The organism is Serratia sp. H1w, from assembly GCF_000633355.1.
Lineage (GTDB): Bacteria > Pseudomonadota > Gammaproteobacteria > Enterobacterales > Enterobacteriaceae > Chania.
In genome coordinates, this window is sequence record NZ_AYMQ01000046.1 from 24,126 (window position 1) to 40,896 (window position 16,771).

Below are 16,771 nucleotides of genomic sequence, written 5' to 3' on the forward strand. Positions count from 1 at the left end.
TTAACCTGCCGGGAAAAGAGGTAAACGTTTGCCCTAGCATAACTGTTTCTTATCGCACAATAAATTAAATCATCTGTGCAAAGCTTGCGCCCCCGCCTACAGTAACTTCCTTACTCTTGTTCCGGGAATTATCATGGCTACCTTTTCTGTCAGAAACGACGAACGTCAACGTGCCGTACAGGCCGCGTTAGGCCATACGCCATTTGATCTCTTGCTGACCCATGCCAACCTGATCGACATGGTCACCGGGGAAATCCGCCTGGTTGATATTGGCATTGTCGGCCCGCTGATCGCCAGCGTTCACCCTTGCGGCACGTTGCCAACGGCTCATCAAACGCAAGACCTGGCTGGAGCCTATCTGAGTCCGGGCCTGATCGATACTCACGTGCACGTCGAGAGTTCCCACCTGCTGCCAGAACGCTACGCCGAGATCGTTGTCGCACAGGGCACCACCACCATCTTCTGGGATCCGCATGAATTGGCGAACGTGCTTGGCGTTGCAGGAGTGCGCTACGCGGTAGATGCCAGCCGAAACCTGCCTCTACGGGTGATCTGCGCGGCCCCCTCCAGCGTACCTTCGACACCAGGGCTGGAAATGTCAGGTGCCGAATTTGGCGGCAGCGAGATGGACACCATGTTAGCTTGGCCAGAAGTAGGCGGCGTGGCGGAAGTGATGGATATGCACGGTGTGCTGCACGGCAGTGAGCGAATGCAGGAAATCCTCAACGCTGGGCTGAACAGCGGCAAATTGATTGAAGGCCATGCGCGTGGTTTGAGCGGCCCACAACTGCAAGCCTATCTGACCGCTGGCGTAACCTCCGATCATGAACTGACCTCTGCCGCTGATGCCCTGGAGAAATTACGCTCCGGGCTGACGCTGGAGATCCGTGGCTCCCATCCTTACCTGCTACCGGAAATCGTTGCGGCCTTAAAATCGCTGCCGCACTTCTCCTCCCAGATCACCATCTGCACCGATGACGTCCCGCCCGATATGCTGCTGGAGAAAGGCGGCATTATCGCCCTGCTCAATCTGTTGATCGAACACGGATTACCGGCCACCGATGCGCTGCGCATGGCTACGCTCAATGCCGCCATTCGCTTGCAACGTAACGATCTGGGCCTGATTGCCGCAGGGCGGATCGCCGATCTGGTGGTCTTTGACTCCCTGGAACACCTCCAGGCCCGGCGGGTTTACGTTGCTGGCCAGTGCCTGGCAGAACAGGGAAAAATGCTGGCTCCGGTGCAAGCTACGCCAGGCGTCTGCGCACCGCGCGACACGCTACGCCTGCCACCATTGGCCGCCGATGATTTCATTATGCGCGTGTCTGCCATTCGTCACGGCCAGGCCACATTGCGCCATATCAAAGGTGCACGCTTCACTCAATGGAATGAAACCACGGTGGAAGTGCGCGACGGCAAGGTACAGCTGCCACCGGGTTTCAGCCTGATCTGGGTACAGCATCGCCACGCCCGCCATCCGGCCAAGCCACAGTTGGCATTGCTGGAAGGTTGGGGGGAATTACGCGGGGCGATCGCCACCAGCTACTCTCATGATTCACATAACCTGGTGGTGCTGGGTCGCGATCCTCATGACATGGCGCTGGCCGCCAACGCGCTGATCGCCACCGGTGGCGGCATGGCCCTCAGCCAGAACGGTGAAATATTGGCGCAGGTGGCTATGCCGATCGCCGGTATGCTTTCCGACCTCCCCGCCGATCAGTTGGCACAGCAGTTTAAAAACCTGCGCGATCTGAGTGCTAAAGTTGCAGATTGGGAACCGCCCTACCGTGTGTTCAAGGCGATTGAAGGCACCTGCCTGGCATGTAATGCCGGACCGCATTTGACCGACCTTGGCCTGACCGATGGCACAACGCGCCAGATCGTCGATCCGCTGGTTGCCTGCTGGGAAACCCCGGCATAAGCATCATCAATAGCAGAAGGCATCGGCAAATTGTCGGTGCTTTTTTTTTGGGGGGGGGAAGCTAGAAATTGGTGGGGACCCTGCCAGCTACATCCCGGCACACACGTCACTCGCTACGGCTGCTTCCTTCCGGATCTGACCGAGTTCACAAGTTAGTGTTGCGGGAGAACCAACAGGGCCCCCATTGACGGCTTCTTAAATTGCGAAGCGGTGGGCATTATCGGTGATGGCCAACCAAATAGCAAGCCAGCCGGGCTCAACCGCTGTTTTCTTACCCATCTCGCCTGTGGCACACTAATGGCTAAACGGGCGCAGCGTGCGGCGCCCCTACCAATAACTCAGGAAGACAGTCATGCAACCCGAAGATGCGACCTTTAGCCAACGTGTGTTCCATATCGTGGCCGCTATTCCTGCTGGCAAGGTCACCACCTACGGAGAAGTGGCACGGCTGGCTGGCTCACCGCGTGCGGCACGTCAGGTAGGTGGCGTATTACGGCGTTTGCCGGAGGGCAGCACCCTGCCCTGGCACCGGGTTATCAACCGCCACGGGCAGATATCACAGCAGGGTGAAGATTTTCAGCGCCAACGGCAGGCGCTACTGGCTGAGGGGATTGTTTTCGGCCCGCAAAGCACGGTTGATTTTGAGCTTTATGGCTGGCGTTGGTAAAAAAACAGCCTTTGGCCAAAGGCGCAAAGGCTGTTAGATGCTGGCCCCCTTATTTAGAGAGCGGGTGCAGATGTATCCTGAACCGGAACCGGTATGTTTTGTACCGGCACCAGCAGCAGATCGGCCTGGGTCCCGTTGCGGTTGATCACTTCCTGAATGGTGTCGGTGATAAACATCAACTGACCATTAACCGTGATCGCAGCGCTCAGGATGATGCGCGCATTAGGCTGAATTTCCGCTGGGTTATAAGGCAGCACAAACTGGAAAGGAGCCTGCTGGCCTTCGGTGCGGATCGCACGCTGCGAGATCACTCGCGAAGGAGCATCGGCCAGCGAAGCATCAGACAGGGTGACGGTCAGTACGGCATCCGGCGGCAGCGCAATGCGCTGGCGAATATTGACTGAACCTTTGACCACCGGGCCCTGGATTTGCGTTTGTGAAGCCGCAGCGTTAGCCGTCTGCGTTGGCACATCAGCGTTCTTGTGGGCACAACCTGCCAGAGTGATCGTCAATGCGGCTGCTCCCCCTACCATTTGCCAGAGTTTCATGGGTCGGTCTCCTTTATTATTAGTAACATATCGGTGGCTTAAACCACTATTACTATTAAACCTAGCACAAAACACCGACTTTACCCTATCAGACTAGCCTTAAATAACTCCATGCAGCAACAATCCCCCGTTGTTGATGGTTAATCATTCAGCAGCTATCACGCAATATATTGACGTCCTGCCATCATATTCAGCACACTGCGCAACATGATGACTAAAAGGATCGCCACTTTATGAGCCAGGCACTGCACAACCTCCTCGAACTGCTGGATTTGGAAAAAATTGAAGAAGGTTTATTCCGCGGCCAAAGCGAAGACCTGGGTTTACGCCAGGTATTTGGTGGTCAGGTCGTTGGCCAGGCAATGTATGCCGCCAAGCAGACCGTTCCTGCGGAGCGTATCGTTCACTCCTTCCACAGCTATTTCCTGCGCCCAGGGGACAGCAGTAAACCCATTGTGTATGACGTAGAAACTCTGCGCGATGGTAATAGCTTCAGCGCGCGTCGCGTCAGCGCCATTCAAAACGGCAAACCCATTTTCTACATGACGGCCTCTTTCCAAAGCCCGGAGCAAGGTTTTGAACATCAGAACACCATGCCGGACGTACCACCGCCGGAAGGACTGATGTCGGAGTCGGAAATTGCCCAAAAGCTGTCGCATATGCTGCCGGAAAAAGTGCGCGACAAGTTTATTGGCCCGAAGCCGATCGAAATGCGCCCGGTGAAATTCCACAACCCGCTCAAGGGCAGTGTGGAAGAGCCTCATCGCCACGTCTGGTTCCGCGCCAACGGCACCATGCCTGACGACTTGCGTGTCCATCAGTACCTGCTGGGCTACGCATCTGACTTCCACTTCCTGCTGACGGCGTTACAACCGCACGGCGTTGGTTTTCTCGAACCTGGTATGCAGGTGGCTACCATCGACCATTCAATGTGGTTCCACCGCCCGTTCCGCATGGATGACTGGCTGCTATACGCGGTAGAGAGCACCTCCGCATCTGGCGCTCGTGGTTTTGTACGCGGCCAGTTCTACACCCGTGACGGTGTGCTGGTAGCCACTACGGTACAGGAAGGCGTGATCCGCAAGCGCGATGTTTAAATGAGAAAGGGGGGCGATGTCTCCATCGCCCCCCTTAGTGTTTATTCAACAGAATTTATTGGTTGTAAGCATTTTCGCCATGGCTGTTCACATCCAGACCTTCGCGTTCCTGCTCTTCCGGTACGCGCAGCCCCACCACCGCTCCGGCCACTTTAAAGGCGATAAACGCGGCCACACTTGACCACACCAGCGTGACGACCACACTCAGCAACTGGATCCACACTTGGTGCCCCATAGTGACGCCAGTTGCATAGCCAGTGCCACCCAAAGATGAGGCGGTAAAGACGCCGGTCAACAGACAGCCAACGATACCGCACACCCCGTGTACACCAAATACATCGCAGGTATCATCCACTTTCAGCCATTTCTTCAGCGTGACGACGCCCCACAGGCCAGCGACACCCCCTACCAGGCCGATAATCAGCGCGCCACCCACACCAACAGTACCCGCCGCTGGCGTAACCGCAACCAGACCCGCGATACAACCCGAGCAAGCGCCCAGCAGGGAAGGCTTACCGCGTACCACCCATTCGGCGAAGGTCCAGGAGAGGATGGCACCGGCTGTGGCTATCACTGTGTTGAGAAACGCCAGCGCCGCAATGCCGTTGGCCGCACTCGCCGAACCGGCGTTGAAGCCAAACCAGCCGATATACAGGATAGAAGCACCGGTAAACACCATCGGCAGGTTGTGTGGTTTGAAGGCTTCTTTGCCATAACCGGCACGTTTGCCCAGCAGATAAGCCCCTACCAGGCCCGCACTGGCGGCGTTAATGTGCACCACGGTGCCGCCCGCAAAGTCCAACGCACCGTCGGTTGCCAGGAAACCACCGCCCCACACCATATGCGCAATCGGCAGATAGGAAATCGTGAACCAAATGGCCGCAAATATCACTACCGCAGAGAAGCGAATGCGTTCAGCAAAGCCCCCGACGACCAGCGCCACGGTAATACAGGCGAAGGAACATTGGAACGCGACGTGGATCATCTGGCTGAAGGTGCCGGTCAGGCTGTCGATCCCGATCCCTTTAAGCATCACTGTCTGGAAGCCACCAAAGAAGGCGTTCCCCTCGCTGAAGGCCAGGCTGTAGCCGTAAAGGACCCACAGCACGCAGACCAGAGCAAAGGTGACGGTAACCTGTGTCAGCATTGAGAGGACGTTCTTGGAGCGCAGCAGGCCGCCGTAGAACAAAGCGACGCCCGGCAAAGTCATAAACAGCACCAGCGCGGTGCAAATCATCATAAAGGCGTTGTCCGCCTTGTCTGCCACCGCCGGAGCGGCCAGCGCCAAAGAAGGAACCAGGGTTACCAAACTCAGGCCTAACGTGGATAACAGTCTTTTCATTATCAATCCATCCCCATTCAGTTGACTGAGCCTGCAATCACAGAGCCGCTTCGTCGGTTTCGCCAGTGCGAATACGGATCACCCGTTGCAATTCGGCAACGAAAATTTTGCCGTCACCGATCTTGCCGGTGTAGGCCGCCTTGCTAATCACATCCACCACTTCATCCAGTTGATCATCGGCAATCGCGATGTCAATTTTCACTTTGGGTAAGAAGTTGACGCTGTACTCTGCCCCGCGATAGAGCTCGGCATGGCCCTTCTGGCGGCCAAATCCTTTGACTTCGGTTACGGTCAGTCCCTGAATACCTACAGAGGATAAGGCTTCACGCACGTCCTCCAACTTGAATGGTTTGATCACCACGGTAACCAGCTTCATATTGCCTCTCCACGATTAAGCCAAAAAACTTACCCCCGGTACGAGTCATATAAAGCAAAGGCTGTGCCATAAATTATTAACTGATTTATTTCAATCAATTAGGTGGAAATTCTTGGGGGAAGTTGCCGATACCGGGCGAAAGCCGAGATTGCGGCCCAGAGATCTCGCACCTTTTTGGTGCAGCGCGCGTTGGGAAAGTGCAGCAGGAGGGAATGGAAAAGCGGAAATGCCTGTTAGTGGTGCGGGCTCCAGAAGCGGAGCCCTTACTGAATATTATGCGGGTTGGGTTTCATCGCGAGTCGTGGCGGCCAGTTCTTCCCCCACCAGCTGTAGCTGATACATCTGATAGTAACGGCCCTGCTGCTCCAGCAGTTGCTGATGGTTCCCCTGTTCCACGGCATGGCCACGATGCAGAACCAGGATAGAGTCGGCATCCACAATGGTCGACAGGCGATGGGCGATCACTACCAGCGTTGTCTGCTCGCGGATCAGGCGTAAAGCGCGTTGGATCGCCTGCTCGGTACCAGAGTCGATATTGGCAGTCGCTTCATCCAGGATCAGGATCTGCGGTGCCTGTACCAGCACGCGCGCCAAGGCCAGTAGCTGCTTCTGACCGACGGACAGGTTGTTCCCCTGCTCCCCCAGACGCGTATGGATGCCTTGAGGCAGGCCACGCACCAGTTCACCCAATTGTACCGTCTCCAGCGCCTGCCAGACCGCCTCTTCGCCAATCGCGCGGCCAAGCGTAACGTTCGCTAGCACCGACTCCGCCATCACCACCGGATCTTGCTGCACCATAGCAATGCCTTGGCGCAAGGTGCGGTGCGAGAGACTGGACAACGGGCGGCCATCGAGACGAATTTCACCTTCGCTCAGCGGGTAATAGCCCATCAGCAGGTTAGCCAAGGTGCTCTTGCCACTGCCGGTATGCCCCACCAAGGCAACAAAACCCCGCGACGGTACCTGCAAAGAGATATGTTGCAGCACTTTTTTGTCACTGCGGTAGGCAAAGCTCAGATCGTTGATATCGATACGGCCACTGGTCAGTGGGCGATCGTCGTTGCCATAGCTCTGCTGACTGCGATCCATCAGCTCGAAAATACGTTCACCAGCCACCACCGCCTGCTGCAAAATCGATTGCTGGGCGGTCAACTCAATCAGCGGTTCGTTCAAACGGCCAAGATAGTTGATAAAGGCATACAGTACCCCTACGCCAATCGAGCCCTCACCGCTGAAGCCAAACAGCATCAACAGTCCACAAAGCACCAAGGCAGAGAACAGGCTAAGCAGCGGCCGCAACAGGAAACCGTCCAGGCGCAACGTCTGCATGCGGGCGGTATAATGCGAGCGGCTGGCCGCGCTCATGCGCTCACCAAAGCGGATCTGTTGGCGGAATTGCTGGATCACGCCCATGCCGCTGATCACTTCATTAAAGCCGTCGTTGATATCCGCCAGGTAACCACGCATCCGCCGCACGATCGGCGTGCTGTAGTATTGGTAGATGCCCATCACCACCAGCACTGCCGGGAAGATGCAGATCGCCACCAGCGCCATGCGCCAGTCCAGGCTGAACATTGCCACCAGCATCGCCCCGATCAGCGCCGCACTTTTCAGTACCGTGGACACCACCATCACATACAGATCTTTGATCACTTCGGTATCGTTGGTTACCCGCGAGATCAATTGCCCGACCGGTTGAGTATCAAATGCGCTCAGCGGTTGACGCAGAGCGGCATCCATTACGTCGGTACGCAACCGCTGGACCACTCCGACCGCCACCCGATTAAACAAGATCGCCTGAAAATAGTGCAACGCCGCAGCAAGCAGTTCCAGCAGGATATAGGCCACCGCCAGGGAACTGACAATCATCAGCGGCAGCTGCCCTTTCGCCACATAGTTATCGATAAAGTAGCTGATCAGGATCGGCCCGGCGACTTCCGCTGCCGCCGCGACCCACAGCATCAATACCGCCAACCCCAGCGGTTTGCGATAAGGTGAGCCATAGGCCAGTAAACGTTTCAGCGTTGGCCACATGTTCTGTAACTTACTCATCGGCCAAAACCTCTTCGCTGTTTTCGGGAGCCTCATCCAACGCCGCTTCCAACTGCTGATAGCGATACATGTCACGATACCAACCTGGCTCGGTTGCCAATTGCCCATGCTGCCCGCGTTGTACCACCGTGCCATGTTGCATCACCAGAATTTCACTGGCCTCGGTCAGGGCCGAAAGGCGGTGCGCACTGATGATCACCGTGCGGTTTTGCCCCCAACTGCGCAGGTTGTGCAGGATCTGGTGTTCGGTGCGCCCATCCACCGCAGACAGGGCATCGTCGAGGATCAGTATTTCTGCCTCCATCAATAGCGCCCGCGCAATGGAAATACGCTGCTTCTGGCCACCAGAAAGCATCACGCCGCGTTCTCCTACCTCGGTCTCGTAACCCTGGGGTAAGCGCAGAATATCTTCATGCACGCTGGCCAGGCGAGCAGCCTGTTCAATCTGTTCCTGAGTCGCTGCCGGGTTACCCAACGCGATGTTATTGGCCACGCTATCGGAGAACAGGAACGGCGTCTGGCTGACCACCGACAAACGGGAACGCCAATCATCGAGTTTGATTTGGCTGAGTGGCAAACCGTGATAGCTGATATGGCCCTCATCAACATCGAACTGGCGTTGGATTAGCGAGAGCAGTGTCGATTTACCCGAACCGGTAGGGCCGCATAGCCCCAACATTTGCCCAGGCTGCAACTGCAACGCCACATCATGTAACGCTGGCTTGTTGGTTTGCGGGTAATGGAAGGCGTTGATTGCCACGCTCAGGCTACCGCGCCCTGCTGGCAGATCGAGCTCACCATCTTTCACGGCCGGTGCCTCTTCCAACAGACTGCGGATACGGCCATAGGCGGCACTGCCGCGCTCGACGATGTTGAACATCCAGGCCAGCGCCAGCATCGGCCAAATCATCAGGCCGAGGTACATGACAAAGCTGGTCAGTTGACCCAGCGTAAGTGAACCGTTAACCACCATCCAGCTACCACCGCCGATCGCCAACAGATTGGCCGCGCCGATGGCGATATAAATGGTGGGATCAAAGCGCGCATCGACTCGCGCCACGTGCATATTCTTGGCACCGGTTTGTGCCGCCACTTCGGCAAACTGGTTGGACTGATGATCCTCCAGACCAAAGGCCTTGATCATGCGGATGCTGGTCATGCTCTCCTGGGCCTGATCGTTAAGGCTGGAGAACGCCGCCTGCGCCGATTTGAACCGCTGGTGCAGCTGATCGCCGTAGTATTTGATGACGATTGCCATGATCGGCATCGGGATCAGGGAAAGCAGGGTCAATTGCCAACTGATCTGGGTGCTCATCACAATCAGCACCGCCAGCCCCATCACCAAAGAATCCACCAGCGTCAACACGCCCTCACCGGCGGCAAACACCACACGATCGACGTCATTGGTCGCCCTGGCCATCAGATCTCCAGTGCGGTGGCGCAGATAGAACGCCGGATTCTGGCGGCTGAGCTGGCGATAGAAGTTTTCCCGCAGTTCGACCGCAAGCTGATAGGAAGCCCCAAACAGCAGCACTCGCCACACGTAGCGCAGCAGATAGACCACGATGGCAGTGCCAAGCATCAAGCCCAGCCAGGCCATCAGCACCTTGCTGGACATCTGTTCCTTGGTAACACCGTCAACAATGATGCCGACCAGTTTAGGCGGCAGCAGTTGCAGTATGGCAATGACGATCAGCAGCACCACGGCCCCAAGGTAGCGGCGCCACTCGCGGCGGAAGTACCAGCCGATTTGAGCAAAGAGTCTCACGCAGTTTTATTCCAGACAGTATCCGACAAATTACCGGTTGCGGCCCTGCAACCTTAACATTCAACAGTAGAGTGAAGATGTCACTCTGGCACGGGCAACGCCGTGGTGTATTTGATTTTTTCCATGGCGAAGCTGGAAGTCACATCGATCAACCCCGGTACGCCGGTCACCAGGCGTTTATAGAAATTGTCATAGCTTTTCATGTCCGCCACCTCAACCTGCATCAGGTAATCGTACTCCCCCGCCATGCGGTAAAACGCCAGCACCTCCGGCATCTGCGCGGTGAGATCAACAAACTTCTGATACCACTCGCTGCTGTGTTGCTGGGTTTTTATCAGCACAAACGCCGTCAGGCCAAGCCCGAGCTTTTCATTATCCAGCAGCGCCACGCGCCCGCGAATGTAACCTTCATCCTCCAGCCTTTTTAGCCGTTTCCAGCAGGGCGTTGAGGTCAGGTTCACCGCTTCGGCCAGCACTTGCAGCGATTGCGTACAGTCCTGTTGCAGCATGCACAGCAGCTTACGGTCAGTTTTATCCAGCATAAGGGAGTTTCATAGAAAATATTTCTCCCATTAGGCGATTAAACAGGAAAAATGGCAATCCTTTTTTCTCGCCGAAACGCTATGCTACACCTCAAACATCCTTGCTGAACTTCAAGCTACGGCTTGCAAGGCGGCGGGTTTAAGCCCCCTATATTGAGGCCAGAATATGACAAACGCTTGGGTAAAATATGCTATCGGCGAAATAGAAGCGGATTTCCAACGCTCCGCCGATACCCACCTGATCCGCTTAAACCTGCCGGAATTTCCTGGCATCTATCTCTATCTGAAAGATGAGAGCACCCATCCCACCGGTAGCCTGAAGCATCGTCTGGCGCGGTCGTTGTTCCTTTATGGGCTATGCAACGGCTGGATCAACCAGAATACACCGATTATTGAAGCCTCTTCGGGCAGCACGGCGGTATCTGAGGCCTATTTTGCCCGCCTGCTCGGCCTGCCGTTTATCGCAGTCATGCCTTCCTGCACCGCCAAACGTAAGGTGGAACAAATCGCCTTTTACGGTGGCCGCAGCCATTTTGTCGATCATGCAGCGCAGATTTATGCGGTATCGGAGGAGTTGGCCAAAGAGTTGAACGGGCATTATATGGATCAGTTCACCTTTGCCGAACGTGCCACCGACTGGCGTGGCAACAACAACATCGCCGACAGCATTTTCCGCCAGATGGAACGCGAGCCGCACCCGATCCCAAGACATATCGTGATGAGTGCAGGCACCGGTGGCACCTCGGCAACGCTGGGGCGCTACATTCGTTATCAAGGGCACGATACGCAGCTCACCGTGGTCGATCCAGAAAACTCGGTCTTCTACGACTGTTACCATCATGGCGATCGCACCATTATCGGCAGCTGTGGCAGCCGCATCGAAGGCATTGGCCGCCCCCGCGCCGAGCCGTCGTTTATCCCTTCGGTGATCGACAACATGCTGCGTGTGCCCGATGCCGCCAGTATTGCCACCATTTATTGGTTGGAAAACATTCTGGGCCGTAAAGTAGGAGCCTCGACCGGCACTAACGTCTGGGGAGCGCTGCAATTAGCCAAGCAGATGCGGGAAAAAGGCGAGCAAGGTGCTATCGTCACCCTGCTATGCGACAGCGGCGAGCGCTATCTGGATACCTATTACAATAGCGACTGGGTCAGCAATAATATCGGTGATTTGACGCCTTATCGCACTCAGTTGACCAAGCTTTAAGTGAATAAATATCCCCAATGGATTTCAAGTTGTAGCTAGGCGGCAAGGACACTCATCCCCAGGAGCTTACTTTTGTAAGTGACTGGGGTGAGGGTACGCAGCCAACAACGCTACAGCTTGAAAGACGAAGGGGAAAAAAAAGCCGGGTAGTCATACCCGGCCGGCTGTAATGGTAATACCTCAGAATTCGGGGGAATAGGTGAGGTGTGGTGAACGCAGCCAATGTTGCAAATAGTGAGCCACCGCCTGATGTTCGCAGCGGCCGATAATCTGTAGTTGCGGCAACAGGGATTTCAACTGTGGCAAGGCATTGCCCATCACCACGCCGTGCCCGACGCCTGCCAGCATTTCCTTGTCATTCATCGCATCGCCAAAGGCCATACAATCCGCCAGCGTCAGCCCCAGGTGTTGGCTGAGCCGATCCAATGCCGCTCCCTTGTTGCAGCCTTTTGGCAGCACTTCGAGGCAATCGTAGGCCGAAAAACACAGATCGGCACGCGTACCAAAATGCTCGCTCAGTTGTATCTGTAGTTTGATCAGCTCTTCATGAGGGGCACAGAAACAAACCTTGCTGTTGCCAAACGCAGGCAGGCGGCGCAGATCGGTCAGTTGGAAATGAAAACCGCTTAGGTGGTGGGCTTCCAGCATTTCCGGCACCGCATGTTCGGTCAACCACCCTTCATCACGAAACACGTGCATGCTGGCAGAGGTACGCCAATGGGTATGCAAAACCTCTTCGGCAATCTCCGCGGGTAAGTCCGTGGCGTGCAGTTGCTGCCCATGCAGGTCATAAACGCGGGTGCCGTTACCGGTGATCAAGTAACCCTGCAAACCCAGCTGAGCCATGATCGGCTGGGCATCGAGGTAATGCCGCCCGGTGGCAAAGGTCACCACCATTTCCCTGTCGATAAGCTGATTTAACGCGCTCAGCGTTTCCGACCCGACACGGTGATCGGGGGTCAGCAGGGTGCCATCCATATCGAAAGCGGCCAGGCGGTACATAGGAACCTCATAACTGTGAGCACAATGGCAATCAACGCAGTATGGGGTGGTATTTGCGGAAGTAATAGTGAACAATTTGCATAAACACTTCCTGATTTAAACTTCATCGCTTGCAGCACTTAGGATAACGCTATGCGCCTGGTTCATCGTCTTGGTCAGTATCAACGTTTGTACCACCAGCTAGGCAGCGCCCCGGTGGCGATCACTATCGGTGAGCTGGCAGCGATATTCTATTGTAGTGAACGACATGCACGTACTCTGGTGCAGCAGTTGCAGGAACAAGGTTGGCTAAGTTGGCATTCCCAGGCTGGCCGAGGTAAACGCGCGCAGCTGCAATGCCTGAAAACCCCCGATGAACTGCGGGCAGCGCATCTCCAGCGCTTACTGCAACTGGGCGATCATCAAGGTGCATTGGAAATGGCGCAGCTTGCGCCACAGCATCTGCAAGAGTTGCTTAGCCCCCACCTCGGCGGGCAATGGCAGGAAGGCAGCCCTACCCTGCGTATTCCCTATTATCGCACGCTGGAAAAGCTCGACCCGCTGACGCTAAGCGGCCGTGCGGAACAACATTTGGTGGCGACCGTATATGCCGGATTGACGCGCTTCAATACCGGTTGCACCGAGCCGCAGCCCGACCTGGCCCATCATTGGCAAATCAGCGAGGGCGGCCTGCGTTGGCAGTTTTTCCTACGCAGCCAATTACGCTGGCATAACGGCGAATCCTTGACCGGCCAACAGCTGTTGCAAACCCTTAACGCCCTGCGCCAACATCCGCGCAGCCAGCCATTATTGAGCAGTGTGGCGGTAATCAGCCTGCCACATGCGCTATGTATCCAGTTCGATCTGCATATACCCGACTATTGGTTAGCACATCGGTTGGCAGAGCTGCCCTGCCTGATAACGCATCCGGAATTACCGACCATCGGCGCAGGCCCATTTAAATTGGCGCTCAACGAGCCACATATGGTACGGCTGGAGCAGCACCCTTATTACCATCTGCAACATCCGTATCTGGAAAGCATCGAATACTGGATCACGCCAGAGTTGCCAACTAACAGTAGCGACACCAGCTGTCTGCACCCGGTTCGTATCACCATCGGCCAACAGGAAGAGCTGGCACAGGCGCGGCCGGTACAGCGCAGTATGAGCCTGGGATGGTGTTATCTGGCGATTAATCAGCGCCGTGGCGTACTGAGTGAGGCTCAGGGGCAAAAGCTGCTGATGCTCATCCAGCGCTCAGGATTATTGGCCAGCCTGCCAATCCAACAAGGGGTGATCACGCCAAGCCATGAAATGCTGCCCGGCTGGGCGATCCCCGAGCATGATGTACACCAGGACGTTGAGCTGCCCTCTCGATTGACGCTGTTGTACCATCCACCGATCGAACTGGAGAGCGTCACGCAGGCTTTGCAGCAATTGCTGGCCGAGCATGGCTGCCAATTGGCGATCCGCTATTATTCCGGTAAACGTTGGCAAAGTACCGAGCAGATAGCCCAGGCAGATCTGTTGCTGGCCGATAACCTGATCGGTGAGGCCCCGGAAGCGACGTTGGAAAGTTGGCTGCGGCGCGATTTGTTGTGGCGGGGGATCTTGCGGGAAGAGGATTGGCAGCATCAACAGCAGATCCTACGACAGATCCAACAGCACCCCGCGCCGCAACAGCGTTACAGCCAGCTAAAAGAGTATTATCAACAGCTGATGGGGGCCGCGATCCTCACGCCCTTATTCAATTACCAATATCAGGTCAGCGCTCCTCCCCGCATACATGGCGTAATGCTCACCGCCTACGGCTGGTTTGATTTTTGCCAGGCCTGGCTGCCTCCGCCGCTGGACAGCTAACCAGAAACACCTTATTTAACAGTGGGATTTTAGTTTCGCGCTCTTTGTTTTGCCATCGGCGCATGCTACATTCTCTATCGTTATATAAATTATTACATATCGAAGACCGAGAGTATCGGCATCGGTCCCTTCTGGCGAAACGTTTAATAATAATGAGAAAGCCGCTATGCCAAGCCTATTAAAGAAATCCCTCACACTATTTACCTTACTGTTAGTCAGTTACAGCGCCAGCGCGGTTGAATTACATCTGTATGCCGGAGCCGGGCTGCGTCAACCGGTCGAGTCCGTGGTCAAACAGTTTGAACAGGACAGCGGCCATAAAGTCGTTATCGAATATGGCGGCTCAGGGCAAATCCTCACGCGCTTTAACCTGACCAAAAGCGGGGACGTTTTTCTGCCCGGCTCCGCCGATTACGTTGAAAAATTGCAACAAGCAGGGCAAGTGCTCGCCTCTTACCCCCTGGTGTTACATACGCCAGTAATGGTAGTCAGAAAAGCCAGCGGTGGTCAGATCCAAACGTTGGCCGATCTGGCGAAAAGCAATCTCAAGATCGGCATGGGCGATTCTAAAGCTATCGCCCTGGGTAAAAGCGGTGAACAGCTCCTTGTCGCCAGCGGCTATGAATCCGCCTTGAAAGAAAAGGTGGTCGTGCAAGCGACGACAATTAAGCAGTTGCTGATTTATTTACTCAACGGCGACGTTGATGCTGCGGTAATTGGACGTTCCGATGCGATAAAACATCAGGATACCCTGACGTTATTACCTTCCCCTGCCGGTACCCCGGAAGAAGTGGCAACTATTGCGGTACTGAAAACCAGCGAGCATCCAGATATTGCTAAACAGCTCGCGGAGTTTTTTGCCTCACCACAGGGGATAAAAATGTTTACCGATCAGGGTTACCTGCCCGTACACCCCCGTTAATCATTGCGACGGATCGAGTATCAATGGCGAAGCTGGCCCTGTTACCTTTAGCGATGCTGCTTTTTTTGATCGTAGGATCGCTGTTTTCCCTGTTTACCCAACTGAGTTTTAGCCACTTCGTTCAATTACTCTCCGATAGCGAGATCCAGTTTGCTTTAGTGCTGTCTGTGACTACAGCGCTGATCTCTTTGTCTCTGGCATGCCTGATCAGCCTTCCTGCCGCCTGGGCAATGGCACGCCTGTCAGTACCAGGAAAAAGAGCGATCAATATCCTGCTTGATCTCCCGATGGTGATGCCACCGCTGGTAGTAGGGATCGGGTTATTGCTGCTGCTTGGGCGGGAAGGCCCGGTCGGGCAGATTGCTCCAATGATTTCCCAATGGCTGTTCTCTCCCTTTGGGATCGTGATCGCCCAAACCTATGTGGCCAGCTCAATACTGACTCGTAGCGCCTATGCCGCTTTTACTTCCATCTCTCCGGCCTATGTCCACACCGCTTATAATTTAGGACTCACGCCATTAAAAACGTTCTGCCTGGTGGAAATTCCCTTGGTTTGGCGATCGCTATTAAGCGGCGGCGTGTTGGCTATGTCCCGTGCGCTTGGGGAATTTGGTGCCACGCTGATGCTGGCCGGGGCTACAAGAATGAAAACTGAAACCTTGCCGATTGCCGTTTTCTTGAATATTGCCAGCGGCGATTTCCCTCTGGCGGTAGGCTGCGCCCTGTTGCTGATCCTGTTCTCGGTCTTTCTGCTAATCATGCTGCATCTGTTGCAACAAAGGGGTATACCGCATGTTAAAAGTGACTGATCTTTACTGCGGTATTCTCGAACAGGTCAGTTTCTCGATGGAATATGGCACCAGTACCGCCGTATGCGGCCCATCCGGCAGCGGGAAAACCACCTTGCTGAACGCCATCGTTGGCAACCTTGACTATCAAGGGAGCATTGCCATTGCTGGTCAATGCATTGATGCGCTGCCGATCTGGCAGCGCCCCTGCCGCTACCTGAACCAGCGCCTGTACTTGTTTCCCTTTTTATCTATTGAAAATAACCTGCGTATAGCGCAATACGCGGCAAAGCAGCCGCAGGAAGCAGAGAAGCGCCGCGCCTTGCTACAGTTACTGGAAATTGACCATCTGGCTAAACGTTACCCTGCCCAGATCTCAGGTGGAGAGCAGCAACGGGCAGCTTTGGCCAGAGCATTAATCAGCGAACCCAGGATCCTGCTACTTGACGAGCCCTTCTCCAGCCTTGACTGGCCGGTCAGGCAGCGCTTGTGGCAGGCGATGAAGGAGATACAGCAGCGCTTTTCCGTGACCCTGCTGTTAGTCTCACATGAGCCAAAAGAAGTCGCAGCTTTAGCTCAACGGCAACTGATACTGAGCAAAGGCCGTCTGTTGCCGTGATAATTCACCTGGTTGGGTATGCCCTCCCTACGCTATAGCAGCCATTTCTGATAGCATCCCCTCAGTAGCGTCAGGCTCAGG

General features: G+C 55.4%; 15 protein-coding genes and 1 other RNA gene. 8 read left to right on the forward strand and 8 right to left on the reverse strand.

Annotated elements, in window-relative coordinates:
* The first annotated feature begins 133 nt into the window (after positions 1–133).
* Positions 134–1,921, forward strand: coding sequence for an adenine deaminase (locus U869_RS0109515; protein ID WP_025120363.1), 1,788 nt, complete (start codon positions 134–136; stop codon positions 1,919–1,921).
* A gap of 78 nt (positions 1,922–1,999) precedes the next feature.
* Here U869_RS0109515 and ffs read toward each other — a convergent pair.
* Positions 2,000–2,096, reverse strand: an RNA gene (gene ffs / locus U869_RS30575) — signal recognition particle sRNA small type.
* Between the two features lie 177 nt (positions 2,097–2,273).
* On the opposite strand from ffs, the gene U869_RS0109520 reads away from it, so the two are divergent.
* Positions 2,274–2,588: an MGMT family protein gene (locus U869_RS0109520; protein WP_025120362.1), complete on the forward strand. Its 315-nt coding sequence runs from the start codon at positions 2,274–2,276 to the stop codon at positions 2,586–2,588.
* Positions 2,589–2,641: 53 nt separating this feature from the next.
* On the opposite strand, the gene U869_RS0109525 is transcribed toward U869_RS0109520, so the two are convergent.
* Positions 2,642–3,136: a YbaY family lipoprotein gene (locus U869_RS0109525; protein ID WP_025120361.1), complete on the reverse strand. Its 495-nt coding sequence runs from the start codon at positions 3,134–3,136 to the stop codon at positions 2,642–2,644.
* Positions 3,137–3,369: 233 nt separating this feature from the next.
* Between U869_RS0109525 and tesB the strand changes: the two genes are divergently transcribed.
* Positions 3,370–4,233: an acyl-CoA thioesterase II gene (tesB, locus tag U869_RS0109530; protein WP_025120360.1), complete on the forward strand. Its 864-nt coding sequence runs from the start codon at positions 3,370–3,372 to the stop codon at positions 4,231–4,233.
* 55 nt (positions 4,234–4,288) lie between these two features.
* Here the strand turns inward: tesB and amtB are convergent, their stop codons facing one another.
* The 5 genes from amtB to U869_RS0109555 all read right to left on the reverse strand — a co-directional run bounded on the left by amtB (position 4,289) and on the right by U869_RS0109555 (position 10,313).
* Positions 4,289–5,575 (reverse strand): ammonium transporter AmtB, encoded by a 1,287-nt coding sequence (amtB, locus tag U869_RS0109535; protein WP_029987400.1) that lies wholly within the window; start codon positions 5,573–5,575, stop codon positions 4,289–4,291.
* A 37-nt stretch (positions 5,576–5,612) separates the two neighbouring features.
* Complete coding sequence (gene glnK / locus U869_RS0109540; RefSeq protein WP_004949337.1) at positions 5,613–5,951, reverse strand: P-II family nitrogen regulator; 339 nt, start codon at positions 5,949–5,951, stop codon at positions 5,613–5,615.
* A gap of 273 nt (positions 5,952–6,224) precedes the next feature.
* A complete protein-coding gene (locus U869_RS0109545) occupies positions 6,225–8,003 on the reverse strand; it encodes a SmdB family multidrug efflux ABC transporter permease/ATP-binding protein (RefSeq protein WP_025120358.1) in 1,779 nt (592 codons plus the stop codon).
* Positions 7,996–9,771 (reverse strand): SmdA family multidrug ABC transporter permease/ATP-binding protein, encoded by a 1,776-nt coding sequence (locus U869_RS0109550; RefSeq protein ID WP_025120357.1) that lies wholly within the window; start codon positions 9,769–9,771, stop codon positions 7,996–7,998. The genes U869_RS0109545 and U869_RS0109550 overlap by 8 nt, the downstream gene beginning before the upstream one ends.
* An 80-nt stretch (positions 9,772–9,851) precedes the next feature.
* Positions 9,852–10,313, reverse strand: a complete 462-nt coding sequence (locus tag U869_RS0109555) for an Lrp/AsnC family transcriptional regulator (protein ID WP_025120356.1) — start codon at positions 10,311–10,313, stop codon at positions 9,852–9,854.
* Positions 10,314–10,479: 166 nt separating this feature from the next.
* Here U869_RS0109555 and U869_RS0109560 point away from each other — a divergent pair, with 166 nt between their 5' ends.
* Entirely contained in the window at positions 10,480–11,520 is a 1,041-nt protein-coding gene (locus tag U869_RS0109560) for a PLP-dependent cysteine synthase family protein (protein ID WP_025120355.1), read from the forward strand.
* Between the two features lie 180 nt (positions 11,521–11,700).
* On the opposite strand, the gene cof is transcribed toward U869_RS0109560, so the two are convergent.
* On the reverse strand, positions 11,701–12,522 hold the full coding sequence (gene cof / locus U869_RS0109565; RefSeq protein WP_025120354.1) for an HMP-PP phosphatase: 822 nt from the start codon (positions 12,520–12,522) through the stop codon (positions 11,701–11,703).
* A 132-nt stretch (positions 12,523–12,654) separates the two neighbouring features.
* Here cof and U869_RS0109570 point away from each other — a divergent pair, with 132 nt between their 5' ends.
* From U869_RS0109570 to U869_RS0109585, 4 genes are all read left to right on the forward strand, one after another.
* Positions 12,655–14,361 carry an SgrR family transcriptional regulator gene (locus U869_RS0109570; protein WP_025120353.1) on the forward strand — a complete coding sequence of 569 codons (1,707 nt, stop codon included), beginning with the start codon at positions 12,655–12,657 and terminating at the stop codon, positions 14,359–14,361.
* 166 nt (positions 14,362–14,527) lie between these two features.
* Entirely contained in the window at positions 14,528–15,283 is a 756-nt protein-coding gene (modA, locus tag U869_RS0109575; protein WP_025120352.1) for a molybdate ABC transporter substrate-binding protein, read from the forward strand.
* Between the two features lie 23 nt (positions 15,284–15,306).
* Entirely contained in the window at positions 15,307–16,092 is a 786-nt protein-coding gene (locus U869_RS0109580) for an ABC transporter permease (protein WP_025120351.1), read from the forward strand.
* Complete coding sequence (locus U869_RS0109585) at positions 16,076–16,690, forward strand: ATP-binding cassette domain-containing protein (RefSeq protein ID WP_025120350.1); 615 nt, start codon at positions 16,076–16,078, stop codon at positions 16,688–16,690. The genes U869_RS0109580 and U869_RS0109585 overlap by 17 nt, the downstream gene beginning before the upstream one ends.
* Positions 16,691–16,771 lie beyond the last annotated feature (81 nt).